Source organism: uncultured Kordia sp. (assembly GCF_947496985.1).
Taxonomy (GTDB): domain Bacteria; phylum Bacteroidota; class Bacteroidia; order Flavobacteriales; family Flavobacteriaceae; genus Kordia.
On sequence record NZ_CANMEZ010000002.1, the window covers coordinates 251,862 to 270,484 of the forward strand.

16 protein-coding genes are annotated in these 18,623 nt (G+C 32.6%); 7 read left to right on the forward strand and 9 right to left on the reverse strand.

Annotated features, from left to right (window positions below; all coding sequences use genetic code 11):
• Positions 1-31: 31 nt before the first annotated feature.
• From Q0828_RS06050 to Q0828_RS06085, 8 genes are all read right to left on the reverse strand, one after another.
• Positions 32-610, reverse strand: coding sequence for a bifunctional precorrin-2 dehydrogenase/sirohydrochlorin ferrochelatase (locus tag Q0828_RS06050; protein ID WP_298418573.1), 579 nt, complete (start codon positions 608-610; stop codon positions 32-34).
• Between the two features lie 4 nt (positions 611-614).
• Positions 615-1,391 carry a uroporphyrinogen-III C-methyltransferase gene (cobA, locus tag Q0828_RS06055; protein WP_298418576.1) on the reverse strand — a complete coding sequence of 259 codons (777 nt, stop codon included), beginning with the start codon at positions 1,389-1,391 and terminating at the stop codon, positions 615-617.
• On the reverse strand, positions 1,384-3,477 hold the full coding sequence (locus tag Q0828_RS06060; protein ID WP_298418578.1) for a HEPN domain-containing protein: 2,094 nt from the start codon (positions 3,475-3,477) through the stop codon (positions 1,384-1,386). The genes cobA and Q0828_RS06060 overlap by 8 nt, the downstream gene beginning before the upstream one ends.
• Positions 3,478-3,721: 244 nt before the next feature.
• Positions 3,722-4,336: a phosphoadenosine phosphosulfate reductase family protein gene (locus Q0828_RS06065; RefSeq protein ID WP_298418579.1), complete on the reverse strand. Its 615-nt coding sequence runs from the start codon at positions 4,334-4,336 to the stop codon at positions 3,722-3,724.
• Positions 4,337-4,573: 237 nt separating this feature from the next.
• Positions 4,574-5,746, reverse strand: a complete 1,173-nt coding sequence (locus Q0828_RS06070; RefSeq protein WP_298418580.1) for an aminotransferase class I/II-fold pyridoxal phosphate-dependent enzyme — start codon at positions 5,744-5,746, stop codon at positions 4,574-4,576.
• A gap of 136 nt (positions 5,747-5,882) precedes the next feature.
• Positions 5,883-8,285: a bifunctional aspartate kinase/homoserine dehydrogenase I gene (gene thrA / locus Q0828_RS06075; protein ID WP_298418581.1), complete on the reverse strand. Its 2,403-nt coding sequence runs from the start codon at positions 8,283-8,285 to the stop codon at positions 5,883-5,885.
• Between the two features lie 18 nt (positions 8,286-8,303).
• A complete protein-coding gene (locus Q0828_RS06080) occupies positions 8,304-9,296 on the reverse strand; it encodes an alpha/beta fold hydrolase (RefSeq protein ID WP_298418583.1) in 993 nt (330 codons plus the stop codon).
• A gap of 10 nt (positions 9,297-9,306) precedes the next feature.
• On the reverse strand, positions 9,307-10,602 hold the full coding sequence (locus Q0828_RS06085) for an O-acetylhomoserine aminocarboxypropyltransferase/cysteine synthase family protein (protein ID WP_298418585.1): 1,296 nt from the start codon (positions 10,600-10,602) through the stop codon (positions 9,307-9,309).
• Between the two features lie 785 nt (positions 10,603-11,387).
• Here Q0828_RS06085 and metK point away from each other — a divergent pair.
• The 7 genes from metK to Q0828_RS06120 all read left to right on the forward strand — a co-directional run bounded on the left by metK (position 11,388) and on the right by Q0828_RS06120 (position 17,844).
• The gene (metK, locus tag Q0828_RS06090; protein WP_298418586.1) at positions 11,388-12,641 is read left to right on the forward strand and encodes a methionine adenosyltransferase; all 1,254 of its coding nucleotides are present in this window, start codon (positions 11,388-11,390) and stop codon (positions 12,639-12,641) included.
• A 243-nt stretch (positions 12,642-12,884) separates the two neighbouring features.
• Complete coding sequence (locus Q0828_RS06095; protein WP_298418588.1) at positions 12,885-13,484, forward strand: hypothetical protein; 600 nt, start codon at positions 12,885-12,887, stop codon at positions 13,482-13,484.
• A gap of 362 nt (positions 13,485-13,846) precedes the next feature.
• Positions 13,847-14,614: a hypothetical protein gene (locus Q0828_RS06100; protein WP_298418590.1), complete on the forward strand. Its 768-nt coding sequence runs from the start codon at positions 13,847-13,849 to the stop codon at positions 14,612-14,614.
• Positions 14,615-14,753: 139 nt separating this feature from the next.
• Positions 14,754-14,921, forward strand: coding sequence for a hypothetical protein (locus tag Q0828_RS06105; protein ID WP_298418591.1), 168 nt, complete (start codon positions 14,754-14,756; stop codon positions 14,919-14,921).
• A gap of 17 nt (positions 14,922-14,938) precedes the next feature.
• Entirely contained in the window at positions 14,939-15,463 is a 525-nt protein-coding gene (locus Q0828_RS06110; RefSeq protein WP_298418592.1) for a DinB family protein, read from the forward strand.
• Between the two features lie 72 nt (positions 15,464-15,535).
• Positions 15,536-16,516, forward strand: coding sequence for a Gfo/Idh/MocA family oxidoreductase (locus Q0828_RS06115; RefSeq protein WP_298418594.1), 981 nt, complete (start codon positions 15,536-15,538; stop codon positions 16,514-16,516).
• A 50-nt stretch (positions 16,517-16,566) separates the two neighbouring features.
• Complete coding sequence (locus tag Q0828_RS06120) at positions 16,567-17,844, forward strand: paraquat-inducible protein A (protein ID WP_298418595.1); 1,278 nt, start codon at positions 16,567-16,569, stop codon at positions 17,842-17,844.
• 118 nt (positions 17,845-17,962) lie between these two features.
• Here Q0828_RS06120 and Q0828_RS06125 read toward each other — a convergent pair whose 3' ends face one another.
• On the reverse strand, positions 17,963-18,622 hold the full coding sequence (locus tag Q0828_RS06125; RefSeq protein ID WP_298418596.1) for a response regulator transcription factor: 660 nt from the start codon (positions 18,620-18,622) through the stop codon (positions 17,963-17,965).
• Between the last annotated feature and the right edge of the window lies 1 nt (position 18,623).

Below are 18,623 nucleotides of genomic sequence, written 5' to 3' on the forward strand. Positions count from 1 at the left end.
TTAGTATTTAGTAATGAGATTGTTATTATTATTATTTGTTTAATAGTGTTTCTGTAAGTTCGTTTAAAGTATCAACCTTGTATTCGAAATCATTTTTGAGCGTTTTACGGTATGAATGTAAGTTTTGTACCAATTCATTGATACTTTCTGGAATAACTTGTTCAAAAAATTGTCGTAATCGTTTGGCTGTTGTGGGTGATTTTCCATTTGTTGATATTGCAATTTTCACGTTTCCTTTAGTGACTATTCCTCCTAAATAAAAGTCACAGTATTGTGGCTGATCAGCTAAGTTTACTAATAGGTTTCGCTGTTTAGCGTCTGAAAATATATTCAAGTTTACTTCTTGATTATCCGTAGCTGCTATGACTATATGTTTTTCATCTAAGTACAATTTCGCGTAAGCGTCTTTAATAAGTGCTACTGAAAGATGCTTTTTTGCAAGCCTTCTTACTTCTTCTTTTATATATGGTGCTACCAATGTTACGTTCGCATTTGGGCTCGATTTTAGCAGAAATGTCAATTTTTCTAAACCTACATTTCCACCACCGACAATGAGAATATTGAGTTGATGCGCTTTTAAGAATATTGGATATAATTCATTTTTGTCCATGGCTTTATATAACTTTTTGTAATGGAAATACTTTTTTATTGATTGTTGTGTGAGTATCAATTTGTTGAATTGCTTCGCTTACAACTTCTCCAATAACAATGATTGCAGGAGCACTTATTTTTTTTTGTTTCACTTTTCCCTCAATAGAGTCTACTGTTCCAAAAACTGATTTTTCATGAATTGTGGTTCCATTTTGAATAATCCCAACTGGAGTTTTATGCTTTCCTTCTATTTTGAATAATTTTACGATTTCTGAGAGTTTTCCCATTCCCATAAGAATGATTACTGTTGCTGAAGATTGCGCAGCCAAGACTACATCTTTTGATAGTTTTCGGGCTGAAGTTGTTCCTGTAATTACCCAAAAACTTTCCGAAATACCACGCTTTGTTAATGGAATCCCTAAATTTGCTGGTACTGCTGCTGCTGAGCTTATTCCTGAAACTACAGCGGTTTCTAATCCATTTTTTTTTGCATATTCAATTTCTTCCGCACCTCTTCCAAATATGAATGGATCACCTCCTTTTAATCGAACTACATGTCCAAATTCATATGCATTTTTAACAATTAATTCATTGATTTCATCTTGATGATATTTGTGAAACCCTTTTCTTTTACCTACAAAAATATGTGTTGCATTTGGTGCATATGTAAGTAATTCTCTGTTCACTAAAGCATCATACAATACTACATTAGCACTTACCAAGGTCTTTACTCCTTTGAGTGTTATCAATTCTGGATCACCTGGTCCAGCTCCTAATACTGTGAGTTTTGGTTTATGCATGTGTACGCTCCTCCTTCCTGTAAGTTTTAAGTTGTTGTAAAAACCAAACAGCATCTCTTAGATACCTTTCTGCAAAAGTTGCTGTTGGTGTGTTTTTTTGAATTTGATAAATAAATGTCTTGAACGTATCTGGTAGTATTATTTTTTTTGTTTCCACAAAAACCTCATCAAACTGATTGATAATTGTTGCGTGTGAGTTTGTTTTTTGTTCGGCTGAAAGTAATAACGCTTTCGCTGAATTTAGAATTGCAGCGTACGAATGATAGATACTATCACTGTACAACTGATTCCTGAATGCTTCCGACGCATTTTCTATTTTTTCTTCACTTTCCAGAAATAAGGTTTCTATCAAATCAATTACAACACCTGCACATTCACCTATTCCTACAGCTTTTATATAAGGTTTTTCATGTCCCCAATCCACAAAATCAGCTTCCGAAAGGTTTTTACTGTCTGATAATCTTTTTAGTAAGTCATAGAAATATCGTTTTCCTTGCCGTTCGTAATAGGTTAGAAATGTTTCATCAACAATACTATTTGTTTTAAAATCATCTAAAATATCTCGCAACGCAATTGGCCCACGTTTACTAGGAATTTTTAATACCTTGTCTGCAAAACGCCCATTTCCAGCTCCAAGAATTCCACCTCCAAGAAGAATTTGCAACGCTGGTGCTACTAAGTTTCCTGATTTTATCGTCATTCCTTGAAAACCAATTTCTGCCATATTGTGTTGTCCACAAGCGTTCATACAACCGCTTATTTTAATAGTAATGTCTTTTGTGGTAATGAGTTCTTGATATTCTTCTGCTATTACTTTTTCCAATTCACGAGCTATTCCAGTACTACTTGCAATTCCTAAATTACAGGTATCAGTTCCCGGGCAAGCAGTAATATCTACCAACTTGTTATACCCTGATTTTGCAAATCCTAATTTGTTTAATTCTTGATAGAAAAAAGGTAGTAATGCTTCCCGAACATGTCTAATAAGTATGTTTTGACGTAACGTAAAACGCAATTCATCCGCAGCATATTTTTTTATTAAATCACCTAATAATCTAGCTTTAGCTGTATAAAAATCGCCCAAAGGCACACGAATCCCAATAGCAAACAATCCTTTCTGTTTTTGCGGAATCACGTTTGTTTTTTCCCAAGCTTCATACGCTTTCTTATCATCAATACTGACTTCTTTAATTGTATTGTTTTGAAATATTGGTTGAACTTCAAATTCAGTTGTATCTATAACTACTTTTGTTTGTGATAGCGCTTTTCGCTCTGCATCAACTAATTTTGCAAAAGCCTCTAATCCTACATCTTTGACTAAAAATTTCATGCGTGCTTTTCCTCTTTTTGCACGCTCGCCGTATCTATCAAATACACGTAATACACCTTCCGTGAGTGGAATGATTTCATCCGAAGCTAAGAATTCGTACAATACATCAGCATGTCTTGGTTGTGAACCCAATCCGCCAGCAAGGAGTACTTTAAAACCACGAACACCATTTTTTATTTTAGCAATGAATCCTAAATCGTGAATGTACGTCAGCGCTATATCTTTATCCGTCGCCGAAAACGCTATTTTAAACTTTCTTCCCATTTCTTGAGAAATAGGATTTCTTAGAAAAAATTTAAATGTAGCATCTGCATATGGAGAAACATCAAAAGGTTCATCAATGTCAATCCCTGCTGTTTCACTTGCTGTTATGTTTCGGACTGTATTTCCACAGGCTTCTCGTAATGTGATATCATCTTTTTCGAGTTGCTCCCATAGTTCTGGCGTACGATCTAAACTGACATAATGAATTTGAATGTCTTGTCGTGTTGTAATATGTAATCGCCCTGTAGAATATTCATCCGCTACATCTGCTATTCTATGTAGTTGCGCACTTGTAACTTTTCCATAAGGCAACTTGATACGAATCATTTGTACTCCATGTTGTCGTTGTCCGTAGACACCGCGTGCTAATCGTAGACTTCTAAATTTTTCCTCATCTACTTTCCCTTCTTTGAATTGACGAATTTTTTCAGCTAATTCAATGATGTCTTTTCCAACAATTGGGTTTTCTATTTCTGTTCTAAAGCTTTGCATTTGTTTGATTTTATTTGAACTAAATTCCTTTTTTAATCGGTTAATATTTCGAAATCGTTCTATATGAAAAAAGTCCTAATGAAGTATGTTTCAAAAGGACTTTTATGATAAGTATGTATATGACTTTTACTTCATATTCCTTTTGTTTTTAGAAAGATGTATTTGCAACACATGCACATGTTGGAAATTGTATATTTTGCTTGATGTTTTGTCATATTTATTCCTTTATAAAGGTTATTTTATCTTATGAATGCAATCCGCATTCTCTATTTTCTAATACTTTTGTTGGATCGAAGTAATCAAATTCGTTTGGAATTTGATGTGCTTCCAAATAATCATCCAAAGCTTCATCTGACCAATGGTAAAAAGGACTTACTTTTAAAACACCATTTTGTCCTTGCGAAACAATATCTATTGAATCTCTAAAAGCCGTTTGCCCTTTACGTAGATTTGTAAACCAAATTGTTGGTTTGTGAAATTCCATAGCACGCTTGAAAGGTTCTAATTTTACTTGCTTTGTAAAAAGTTGATGCTTTTCATCGTTTACGCCAGGAACTCCTAATATAATATCACGATGTGCTCTTGTTTGTTTTGGCACATATAAATCTACTTGCAAGGATAATTGTTGTATTAACGTTTCTGCGTGTTTGTATGTGTTTTCAGTATTGTATCCTGTATCGCACCAAATAACATCGATGTTTGATTTTACTTGTGTACACACATGTAAAATTGCTCCTTCATACGGTCTAAAGTTTGTAGTTACTACAGCTTTTTCTCCTTGTTGCAATGCCCATGAAACGATTTCTTCGGGTGTTTTTTCTTGTAATATTTTATTTATTTTTTGAATGTCTAACTCCATTTTTATTTCCTTTTTTTATACTATTCTATCATCTTTTTCAAAAGGGTATCACTTCTTTTATGATGATTTCTCAGAATATATTTTTAGTTAACTTTTACTTTATTTTCACTATTTATTTCAAAAAAACTACTAACCTATCGACTTACTAGATTAATATTTCAAATGTATATCATATTTTTAATATGAGCATACATTTTTTTGTTTAAAAAGAGTTAATTTTTAGCATACTAGATAATATCATTCTACATTTAATGCTTGTTGTAAATCTTCAATGATATCATTTACATTTTCAAGTCCAACAGAAATACGAATTAAGCCATCTGTAATACTTGTTTCCAACCTATCTTCTAAAGAAAGTTTGCTATGCGTCGTAGATGCTGGATGCGTCACAATACTTCTTGTATCTCCTAAATTTGCTGACAGCGAGCACATTTGTATACTGTTCAGAAATTTTCGTCCAGCTTCAATTCCTCCTTTTACTTCAAAAGCAACTACATTGCCTCCTAGTTTCATTTGTTTTTTAGCAATTTCATGCTGTGGATGTGATTTTAAAAACGGATATTTTACCCAAGAAACATTAATATTAGTCTCTAAAAATTCTGCTACTTTTAATGCATTTTCACAATGTCTGTCTACACGTACAACCAAGGTTTCTAAACTCTTGGAGAGCATCCATGCATTAAACGGCGATAATGCTGGACCTGTATTTCTAGAAAAGAGATAAATTTCACGGATTAAATCGGCTCTACCAACTGTTACGCCTCCTAACACACGTCCTTGTCCATCAATAAGTTTAGTTGCTGAATGAATGACTAAGTCAGCGCCAAATTTTATAGGTTGTTGCAAGTAAGGTGTTGCAAAACAATTGTCTATGATAAAGATTAAATTATGCTTTTTTGCTATTTTACCTAATATCTCTAAATCTAAAATATCAACTGCCGGATTCGTTGGTGATTCAGCATATAATACTTTTGTATTTGGTTTGATTAATGATTCTATTTTGTCTACTTCATTCACTTTGAAATAGCTCGTCTCAATATTCCATTTGGGTAAAAACTTCGTAAACAAACTGTGTGTTGAACCAAATACTGAACGAGAAGATACTATATGATCTCCACTATCAAGTAATGCTGCAAAGGTTGAAAATACGGCAGACATTCCTGTTGCAAACGCATGTCCGTCTTCTGCACCTTCAAGCTTGCAAACTTTAGAAACAAATTCTGATGTATTTGGGTTTGTAAATCGACTGTAAATGTTTCGTTTTTTTTCTTCCGCAAAAGAAGCACGCATGTCTTCTGCATCTTCAAATATGAAACTTGAAGTTAGATATAACGGATTAGAATGTTCTAAGAAATCAGAGCGTTCAAGTTGTGTTCTGATTGCCTGTGTTTCAATATATTGTGAATTCATTTTTTTTGACTTAATTCAGTTGTTGAATTGTTGATTTGTTTGCTGTTGACTCGTTTATAAATTAGACTTTAAAACATGCTGAATCAACCTATAGTATTAAAATTTATATTTAAAAAAGGGATTGAGTATCTCAAAATCATAGTTTTTCAGTTAAACGTAAGATATCACCAAAAACACCTCTTGCAGTTACCGCTGCTCCTGCTCCTGCTCCTTGAATTACTAGTGGTTGCTCAGCATACGCCTCTGTATAAATTTCAAAAATAGAATCGGATCCCTTTATTTGTCCCAAAGCACAATTTTCGGGTACTGAAATTAATTTTACTTCTAAGGTTCCTGTTTCTGTAGATAAATCCCCAACATAACGTAACACATGATTTTTTTGCTGATTTGCTTTGATGAGTTTGTAAGTTTGATCTAAATCCGTGATGTTCTTTATAAATTGTTCTAACCTGATTGATTGTAAATGTGCTGGTAATAAGTTTTGAATTGTGATGTCTGATAATTCATGCTTCAAATCGAGTTCCCTTGCGAGAATTAATAGTTTCCGAGCAACATCATTTCCTGATAAATCTTCACGTGCATCAGGTTCTGTATATCCTTTGGCAGCTGCTTGTTGCAATACCGTACTGAATGGAATTTCTTCTACTGAAAATGTATTAAACAGATAACTTAATGATCCTGAAAACACACCGCGTATCTTCTTGATTTTCTCGCCTGATTTATGTAATAATTTTATGGTATCAATTAATGGCAAACCAGCTCCTACATTGGTTTCGTACAAATAGTTTTTCTGATGTTTTTTCAATTGTATACGCAATTCCTCATAGAACGAATACGCTACTGTATTTGCAACTTTATTTGCCGAAACCAAATCAAAGCCATTATTAACTAAATTTATATAATTATGTACAAATTCTTTGCTTGCAGTTGTATCAACCGCAATGAGATTTTCTAAATGATTTGCTTTTGCATAATCTATTATTTGCTGTAAAGTATACGCTGTTTTTTCATATTCAAATCCACTTTTCCAATCATTTGCAATTCCATCTTTATCTAAGTACACATGTTTTGAATCTGCCACAGCAAACACATTTAACTTGATATTATTTTTGTCTAAAATATCTTGTTTACTTTTGATGATTTGATCCAATAATGTTCCACCAACTAACCCTTTTCCAAAAACTGCAATATTTATCTTTTTCGAAATCCCAAAAACCTGACCGTGAATCACATTTGCAGCTTTGTGTAGTTGTGATTTTTTCACTACCAAACTCACATTTTTACCTGAAACTGTATTGTTAAACAGAATCGGAACAATTTGATTTTTAATTAATGCCGTATATGGTTTATGAAATTCGCTTAAATCCTGCCCAACAATTGAAATAACAGCTACATCATCCATCACAGATATTTTATTGACATCTTTTGTATAAAAATCATTTTCAAACTCTCTTTCTAAAGCAACTATAGCTTTCGAAGCTTCGTCGGCATTGATAACAACTCCGATACCACGTTCAGATGAACCTTGTGAAATAATACTCACATTGATACCATTTTCGCCTAAAGTTTTGAAAATTCGAGCATCCACGCCAATTTTTCCTAACAAACCTCTTCCTTCCAAATTAACCAATGCTACATTATCCAACACAGAAATTGATTTGATTCCTTTTGTAGTTGTTTTTTGTGTAATTATTGTTCCATTATCGGCACTATTGAACGTATTCAAAATTCGTAACGGGATATTTTTTTCTATTAACGGAACAATGGTTTTTGCATGTAAAATATTAGCGCCAAAGTTTGCCAATTCGTTTGCTTCATTGAATGACAATGCTTCTATTTTTTTTGCATCTGAAACTAATTCAGGATTTGCAGTAAAAATACCGTCAACATGGGTGTAATTTTGTAATTCTTCAGCATCCAAAAAATTCGCCAATAAAGCTGCTGTATAATTACTTCCATTTCGCCCAAAAGTTGTCGTTTCATTATGTTGGTTAGAACCAATAAATCCTGTAACGATGTTAACGGTATTTCCATTGTGTGATTTAAAATGGTTGATGATATTTTTTCTTGAAATCACATCTAAAGGACGCGCATTTCCAAAAGCATCATCAGTTTTTATAAGTATTCTAGTATCTGTAAAATGTGCATTTACACCTTCTTTTTTAAGTAAATTTGTCACCAACTTTGCTGAAATAATTTCACCTTGCGAAACCACTTGATCTTTTATTTTTTCACTATAATCTCCTAATAAAGAAACGCCTTGAAATAGATTTTCTAAAATTGTAAATTCTTCCGCAAAATCTAAAGATCTGTCTATTTGACCTTGGTATGCTTTAAACGCTGATAATTGTTCGTGATACGATTCTTTTCGAGATGCTTTCCCCAACATTTCTAACAATTCATCTGTAGCATTTCCTCGTGCCGATAGTACTACCGCAATATTTTCTTGCTGTGTTGCTTTGTTTTTTATGATTTGAATTGCCGTTTGTATCCCTTTTCCGTTCGCAAGCGATTTTCCGCCAAATTTTAAAATTTTCATATCTTTTTTCTTTTCCTTTTACACTTTTGATGTTGATGGCACTCTAAATATATTTCTGAGTAATTGACTTAATTGTTCGTATTCTATTAAAAAAGCATCATGGCCGTGTATCGAATCAATTTCATCATAATAAATATTTGATTTGATATGCTTTAACCGTTCATATGTTTCTCTATTTTCAGCTGCAGTAAAAAACACATCTGTAGTAATACTGATCATGTGAATTGTAGATGTTATGTTTGAAATTACTTTTTCTAAAGGTTCGCGTGCTCTGGTAATATCAATTGTTTTTAATAGCTGATTCATTAATTTGTAAGCTGGTAACTGAAACCGAGCTTGCAATTTTTCACCATGATGCAACAACCAACTTTCTGTATTAAAAATGTCTTTTTCTTTGTTTCGCGTTCGCTGAAATTTTGCCTTTAACGATAAAGGTGTTCGGTAACACAACATGGCATGAATACGTGCGTCTTCAATTGGATGGCTCGAATTTTCTAGAATTCGTTCCTGCAAGAAACAATTCGCAATCAACCAATCGGACGATTTCCAATCAGAAGCAATCGGAATTAAATGTTGTATTAAATTTGGTTCTAACACAGCAATTTCCCAAGCAATTCCACCTCCTAACGATCCGCCAATAGCGGCAAAAAGTGTATTCACTTTTAAATACTCTAAACCTCTGATAAAAATCTTAGCAATATCTCTTGCTACAAAATCTTTATAATTGGTAATCAATGCCGTTTCTTTTGAAAATCCATTTCCAGGAATGTCAAAACTTAATACACGAAAATGATTTGTATTGATACATTTTTCTGGTCCTACTAATGTTTTCCACCAACCGTTTTCGCCTGTTACTTCTGAGTTTCCTGTCAGCGCATGATTTACCATTACAATAGGTGCGCCCGCGCTATCCGTTCCAAAAAATTGATAACTCAACTTTAAGCTCGGATAGTACGCGCCACTTTCCGTAAAAAAATTTGTAATGGTAATATGTGCAATTCGTTTTCCCATGATATCCTTCTTATGATGCTGGAATTCCTGCTGTTATGTTTGCAAATACCGTTTGTAAATCTGCTTTTAAATCTGCTACGTCTTCCAATCCAACTGATAAACGAATTAAATCTTGTGTCACACCTGTTGAAGCTTGTTGTGCTTCTGTTAGTTGTTGATGCGTTGTACTTGCTGGATGAATAATAAGTGATTTGGTATCTCCAATATTTGCTAAGAGTGAGAAGACTTTTGTTTCATCTGCAATTCGTTTTGCTGCTTCGTATCCTGCTTTAATTCCAAACGTAACAATTCCGCTTTGTCCTTTTGGCAAGTACTTTTCCGCTAAAGTATTATAATCACTTGTTTCCAATCCTGGATAATTTACCCAAGCAACAGCTTCTTGTGTTTGTAACCACTTAGCCAATTCTAAAGCGTTTTCACTATGTTGTTTGATACGAATTGGCAAGGTTTCTAATCCTTGAATAATTTGAAACGCATTGAACGGACTTAATGCCGAACCAAAATCACGCAATCCTTCAATACGAACTTTTGCAATAAATGCAGCTTCTTTTAAAGCTTCACTGTACACTAAACCATGATAACCAGCTGAAGGTTCTGTAAATTCTGGAAATTTTCCATTGGTCCAATCAAAAGTTCCAGCGTCAATAATAGCGCCTCCTAAAGCAGTTCCGTTTCCGTTAATGTATTTTGTGAGTGAGTGAATAACAATATTTGCGCCGTGTTTGATAGGATTCAATAAGTAAGGAGTAGCAATCGTATTGTCAACGATGAGTGGTAGTTTGTTTGCTTTGGCTTGCGCAGAAATTGCATCAATATCTAACACATCTAATTTTGGGTTTCCTAATGATTCAATAAAAACAGCTCTAGTATTTTCTTGTACAGCGTCACTAAAACTATTTTCTTCATTTGGATCTACAAATGTTGTTGTGATTCCGAGCCTTGGCAAGGTAACATTGAGTAAATTGTACGTTCCTCCATATAAACTATTGGAAGCTACGATGTGATCTCCAGCTCTTAGCAATGTTAGGAATGTTGTAGCGATGGCAGCTGTTCCAGAAGCAGTAACTACTGCGGCTATTCCACCTTCAAGAGAAGCTAAACGCTGTTCTAATATATCGTTTGTTGGGTTATTGATTCTGGTGTAAATATTTCCAGGTTCTGCTAAGGAAAATAAATTTGATGCATGATCCGAATTATTAAATACGTATGCCGTAGATTGATAAATTGGGACAGCTCTTGTTCCTCCATTTTGTGTAGTATCATGCCCTGAATGTAATGCTTTTGTTGCGAATTTTTGTGTACTCATGTTTTCTTGTTTTTATTTTTTTATGTATTTGTTTTCTATTTGCTCTTTTCTTGTTTTCAACCAAATAAAAAGGTCCTTTTGGAAGTATATTACCAAAAGGACCTTTTTTCTAAAACGATAAATGGGTTAGTATTTATCTGGAACTTTTCGATAATAGCGAAGTAGACTACAGCACATCATGCACATAGTCATCATACAACAACACATTGTCATTGTTGTTTTGATTTCCGCTATTTGAAAAATTGTGTTCATTTGGTTTTTTGAAAAAAAATTAACTTAAAATATAATCATGAAAAAAGCCTCTGCAAATGCAGAGGCTTTATATTATTGTGGAATGCTTTTTAAAGTTAGCGTAATACAATAGTGTCCTCTGCGGCATTTCTGCTACACATCATACAACACATCATATTTGAAACTTTTTTAAACATTTTTCGTCTTTGTTTGCTACAAAGGTAAAGTCATAATTATTTAATATCCAAATGTTTTTCATTTTTTTTTACTTTTTAACAGTTTTATAACCAAATGTTAATTTATATTTTTTTGTTGTTTATATCTAATCAGATTTTCATACATTTGCACCTGATTTTGAGGAAAAATTTGAACTGATTGCAACCTCATGTACTGAATTTGTTTCAGTACCTAGTTTATAATTTATAGACTGGATTCTGAAAATAAATTTCAGAATAATAAAAAATGCTAAAGCAGTAATTTTATACTTCTTTAGCCGACCAAGCAATCACTTTTTATTTTCCCAACTTTATAATTTTATAAAAAGAAGATTTATTATGTCATATTTTTTTACCTCTGAATCAGTTTCAGAAGGACATCCAGACAAAGTAGCAGATCAAATTTCTGATGCTTTAATTGATAATTTTTTAGCATTCGATCCTGAGTCAAAAGTAGCTTGTGAAACCTTAGTTACTACTGGGCAAGTTATTTTAGCAGGAGAAGTAAAATCAAACACATATTTAGACGTTCAAAAGATTGCTAGAGAAGTAGTTAACAGAATTGGCTACACAAAAAGCGAATACATGTTTGATGGAAATTCTTGTGGTGTTTTATCAGCTATTCATGAGCAATCTGACGATATTAACAGAGGTGTTGACAGAGCTACAAAAGAAGAACAAGGTGCTGGTGACCAAGGAATGATGTTTGGATATGCTACAAAAGAGACTGAAAACTTGATGCCTTTAGCGTTAGATTTATCACATTTAATGTTGATTGAATTGGCTGCTTTGCGTAGAGAAAATGCAGATATCACATATTTACGTCCAGATGCAAAAAGTCAGGTAACAATTGAGTATGATGACAATAATGCACCTTCAAGAGTAGAAGCAATTGTAATTTCTACACAGCATGACGATTTTGATGAAGATGAAGTAATGTTGGCAAAAATTCGTAAGGATATCGTTGAGATTTTAATTCCACGTGTAAAAGCAAAATTAAAACCAGAAATTCAAGCTTTATTTGGTGATGATATTAAGTATCACATCAACCCAACTGGAAAATTCGTAATCGGTGGACCACATGGAGATACTGGATTGACAGGAAGAAAAATTATTGTAGATACCTATGGAGGAAAAGGTGCTCACGGTGGTGGAGCGTTTTCTGGAAAAGATCCAAGTAAAGTAGATAGAAGTGCTGCTTATGCAACACGTCACGTAGCAAAAAACTTAGTTGCTGCCGGAGTTGCTGACGAGATTTTAGTACAAGTTTCATATGCTATTGGAGTTGTTGAACCTATGGGGATTTTTGTTGACACATACGGAACTGCAAAAGTTGACTTAAATGATGGAGAAATTGCAGAAAAAGTAAAAGAAGTATTTGATATGCGCCCTGCGGCAATTGAAAGTCGTTTAAAATTACGCACACCAATGTATAGTGAAACAGCTGCTTACGGACACATGGGACGTAAAAACGAAGTTGTTTCTAAAACATTCGTTACTCCAAATGGAGAAAGTAAAACCTTAGATGTAGAGTTATTCACTTGGGAAAAATTAGATTACGTAGACAACGTAAAATCAGCTTTCGGATTGTAAGATTCAGAAGGTAGTTATATATTTTAAAAACCGCTTTTGTGTTGTTACAAAAGCGGTTTTTTTATAGCTCTAAATTTGAAACACATGATTGTAGTAAATATTTTTTCGTTTATAATATTTTTCATTTCAAATAAAAAACTATCTTTAACATAGCTACATTCATTTAAATTATCGAATAATTTAAACATAAAATACGGTTGGTTTCGTTCTGAAATTCAACCAAACTATTCATTTACTTACATCATGAAACATATCATATTAACGTTATTGTTTATTATAAGCATACAAACAATAAACGCTCAGTTTGGTGAAAACCATGCTATATATACAACAACAGGTTTAAATTTTGGAAATTATTTCGGATTTAGTATGAATCTAGATTATGTATATAAGGAGAAATATGCTTTCAAATTTGGCTATAGCATATATATACAAGAACCTGACTCAAAACCCGATGATTTTTCTTTAGGCCTTTTTGATGCTTTTTCATTATTTAGTTCTTTTAATCATTTAGAAACCTATCATATCATGGGTGGAAGAATATATAAATTCAATCAAAGTGGAACAATTCGTTTAAATTTGTCCGCAGGAATAGGTTTCACTAAAATTAAAGAACCTGTAAATTGGCAACCTATAAATAGTTTTTTACTTTCCAGAAATTACACTTGGGATTATCGTGAATATAACACTATAAGCTTTACCATTAATCCAAAAATAGAATTTCCATTTACACGCTATTTTGGAATGGCGCTTTCTCCGGTTTTACAAATTAATAAAGATCGCACCTACGTTGGTATTGGTGTTGAAACAATGTTAGGATTACTAAAAGGACGAAACAAATAGTTATATTTAATCAAATATTCAAAAAGCCGCTTCTATTGCTATGGAAGTGACTTTTTTTATTCAATATAACCTACTAAACCGATGTATTCTATTGCCCTGATGACAATTCAAAATTGAGAAATTAATCAGCTTAACAAAAATGAATAACCCTTAAACAAGTCTACAAGGCATATGTTAAAGAATTCATGATGTTATATCGAGTAAAATATAATGAGAAGCCTTATGTTGAGTAAGAGTTTAGAAATAATTGGCATAAGCGTATACAATTCGTAGACAGTAGTAATTTACAAGATTATTTATCTTTTTTTTACCCAATATATCTTATATCTTTTCTGTGTAATTTTTACACGAAGGTGTTATTTATGCATACAAGCGATTATAAAAAACAACAAAATAAAAGTCAATCAGTAGCAAATAGTGTTTCTCAAAAAAAAGAAGACACTAATAATGCGTTTCAATTTGTTGATAATAGACCTAAAGCTATTATTCAACAAAAAATAATAGCCACTACACAAACTGAAGCATTGAAAAATGCAAATGACATCACGCAACTTCAAGTCAATAAAACGGTTCAATTAGGCAAAAAAAGAAAAAAGAAAGATTCAGATGATGATAGTGACGGTGGTGAGTGGAAACCACCTGCCGAAAGAAGAAAACACAGGCATACGTTTAGCAAAGCATTACGTAGAAGAGTAATTACTAAAGCACCTAGAAATAAAAGCGGTAATTATGTTTGCCCAGGTTGTGGAAGACCTTTGGCAGATAGAAAAGGGAGAGAAATCAAAACTTATTATACTAGTAAATCTGGAAAACGACACAAAATCGTTTCAGGACAACTCGATCATTTCCCTAAATGGAGTACACGACTTGCCCGATTAAAAAGACTCAAAAAAAGTGCCAGTGCTATACGAGCAGATCATGACGATCCAACAAGATTGAGACCACTTTGTCGTCGCTGTAACCAAAGTCATAAATTTGAAAAAACTAAAAAATTACCTGATAGCGGATTTTCAGACGATGAATATTTTAGCGATGATGAAGCTAGAGATGATGAAATCTGGAAAAAGCATAGAAAACATGATGACGATGATAACAGCGGTGCAGGCGCTGGTGCTGGTATTTCAGTATAATTTTAAAATAATTTATTTTTTTGTGTAATATTTTAAACAAGCATGTACTAATAGTAATATACGTTAGGAAGGTCTTAATGTATTTACCATCTGAATTCATCAAAATAGCTACATGAAATATACAAATCAAAAAAAATTGATGATACTCATCGTTTTAGGAATATCCATAATTTCCCTATCACAAATTGTAAATCATTATATTCAAATTCCAGATTTTATACATGGCATATGTAAAGGCGCAGGAATTGGAATATTAGTAATTGCTATTATTACATTGATTCGTCTGAAAAAATTAACTTCGACATAGTTTAAAAAATAATGTAAATGACTTTCAATCTACAAAAATCTATAGAAATACTCCAAAAAACTCCTGAAACGCTGAGGACATTGTTACATGATTTATCTGATGATTGGCTATTTCACAACGAAGGAAAAAATACGTGGAGTCCTTATGATATTATTGGTCACTTGATTCATGGAGAAAAAACCGATTGGATAGTTCGTGCTAAAATTATTTTATCTGACAAAGAAGATAAAACTTTTGAATCCTTTGACCGATTTGCACAAGAACAGGCAAGCAACGGCAAGTCTATTCAAGAATTATTAGTTGAATTTACTAAGTTTAGACAGTATAATTTAGAAATTTTAGCTCAGCTTAAAATCACTGAAAATGATTTACTTAAAAAAGGAATACATCCTGAATTGGGAGAAGTTAATTTACAACAATTGTTAGCCACTTGGACCGTGCACGATTTGGGTCATATTGCACAAATAGCTAGAGTAATGGCAAAGCAATACACTACTGAAGTTGGTCCTTGGAAGGCTTATTTGGGAATCTTGAAAAAATAGAGCCAATTTCTGACTCAATTCATCAAAAAGTATTTAGTATCTTTTCAACAAATTATACAACAACCATACTGAATGAATACAAAAACGAATTGGGGAATTATTGGCTTAGGAAAAATTGCAAACAAATTTGCTGCCGATTTACAACTTTCTGAAACTTCTACATTATACGGAGTTGCCTCCCGATCTTTAGAAAAAGCAACCAATTTTGCTACCAAATACAACGCGCGCAAAGCATATGACTCATATGAAGCAATTGTAAATGATTCTGAGATTGATGTGATTTATATTGCGACTCCACATACATTTCATTTTGAAAATACCATGTTGTGTTTACAGCATCATAAAGCTGTTTTATGTGAGAAACCAATGGGAATCAACGCACAACAAACTCAAACCATGATTCAAGAAGCAAAAGCTAAAAACCTGTTTTTAATGGAAGCCATTTGGACACGATTTATGCCTACTATTGAAAAATTGTTAGCTCTTCTTGATGAAAAAATAATTGGAGATATTATAAGTGTTCATGCTGATTTTGGTTTTCGAAGTGAATTCAATATAGAAAGTCGTTTGTATAATAAAAAATTAGCTGGCGGTTCGTTGTTAGATATTGGAATTTATCCTATTTTCTTAAGCTTATTAGTATTAGGAATTCCCACAGATATTAACGCTATGGCGCGAATGACGGTTACAGAAGTTGATAGTTTTTGTACAATGTTATTCAATTATAAAAATAACTCAAAAGCAGTATTAGAGTCTACTTTTGAAACCAATACACCAACCGAAGCTTATATTCACGGAACAAAAGGAAGTATTAAATTACATCGTAGATTTCATCAGGCTACGACCTTGACATTACAAAAAGATGGTGCTGAAACTGTTTTTGAACTTCCACATATTGGAAACGGATATTTTCATGAAATTGAAGAAGTAAACACGTGTATTCAAAATGGAGTAACAGAAAGTTCAAAATTACCATTAGCATTTAGTAATCAGTTAATCCAAATTATAGATAGGGTAAAGGTCAAAATAGGTTTGGAATATACAACTGAGTGAAACAAAAAGTCCATTTGTTCGTCTATTGAATACGTACCAAACCAATCAACGTGCAAAAAAAGACCATTTCAAACAGTATTTTAATTGTATTACTTATCATCATAAGTCTTGCAACGATTACATCCTATAATTTAGAAAATAAAAAAAGGGTATTACAAGCGGATGTTATTGAACTTTCAGATATTAAATATGGCATGTTTAATATTGATCAATGGGAAGAACAGTTTGCTGAAATTATCACAAAGAAACTTAAAGAATTAAAGCTTACTGGAAACGACCGGAAAGAAGCGCGTATAAAAATTAAAACATTTTTATACCAATCTATTGATAAGTTTGAAACAACATATAAAGCCGAAAACGATCGGAAAGCAGATTTTGGTTTTTCTTTAAAGAATTTTGGTGCTGATTTTTTTGAAATTTTTGGGGAATTGAAAGAGCATGTTCCTGTGATTACAGAAGATATTCTTGATTTTTTAGAGAATGATGAAAATCGTGAAAACATAAAAAAATATATTCTTGAGCAAATAAACACATATACCGACGGAACTTTTCAAAAAATAGATTATTCCACTTACAATACTATTATTTCGAAATACAATGCACAATCAGGTGATGATTGCAAAATGTTAATTTCAAGTCAAATAAAAGAAAGTAATGATACACAAAACGGAGTGAATTTTATTTTGCTTACTGCATTTTTATGTATTCTAACACTTATATTCTTCGAGAATAATCACTCTAATTTTGAAATCACCTTATACATTTTAGCGGCTTTACATTTACTTATTTTAGGTGTTTTTCTTCCAATGATTGCTATTGATGCACGAATTTCATCTATGGAATTACAGTTAATGGGCGAACCTATTTCATTTACAGATCAGGTACTATATTATAAAAGTAAAAGTATCATGGAAGTTTCAAAAGTGATGCTTGCACAAGGGAAAATCAAAGTCATGATTGTTGGCATACTGGTGCTATTATTTAGTGTTATTTTTCCTGTATCCAAACTCATTTCCAGCTTGTTACTTATTTTCAAACGTGTTTTAAAAAACAATAAAATTATTCACTTTTTAGTATTTAAAAGTGGAAAATGGTCAATGGCAGATGTATTAGTTGTGGCAATTTTCATGTCGTATATTGGCTTTACAGGTATCATTTCAAGTCAGTTAGATCAACTTGAAAATATGGGTTCAAGTTTAACGGTTTTGACCACAAACAATTCTGAACTTCAAAATGGTTTCTTCTTTTTTATGGGTTTTGTGATGATGAGTATTTTTATTTCACAAGCAATTCAGAAAATGATTGAAAAAACACGTAGCTTAAAATAGTATTACAATCAATAAAGAATAACCTATTTGTCACAAATTGAACGTAAAGCAACTTGATTCAGCTTCTCAAAACAGTTACATGTGTGATTCCAAATCAAGTTCAGAATGACAACGCAACTTAAATAACAATCAACTTTTCTTTGATCGCTTTTATTAATAAGCCCGCAGTATTTTTTACACCCAATTTACTGATCAGGTTTTTACGATGTCCTTCAATGGTTCGTACACTTAAGAATAATTTTTCTGCTATTTCGGCTGTGGTACATTCTTGTGCAATCAATTCTAACACTTCTAATTCACGTGCCGTTAAATGATAATCTTTGCCTATTTTTAATGGTTTTCCAGATTTGTTTTTTAATCCTTTTAATAAAGCTTGTGATACAAATTCATTAAAATAAAACCCTTTGCGCACTACCGTTTTGATAGCTTCTTCCAATTCTTCACGAGTCGTATCTTTAAGTAAATAACCATTGGCGCCAATTTCCATTAAATAAGAAATCATGCGTTCTTCCTTATGCATGGTAAGGATAATTACTTTTACATTTGGATATTCTTCCTGAAGTTTTAGCGTAGCATCTACTCCATTCATTTCTTCCATTTCTAAATCTAACAATATCACATTAGGAACATCATTTTTCAACTTTGTAAATAAGTCTTTTCCATTTACAGCTTCTAACACAAGTGTAACTCCTGAAATTTTATCCAGTAACGATTTTATTCCTTCTCTAAATAAGTTATGATCGTCTACTAAACCTAGTTTTATTGTTTCTTCAGTCATG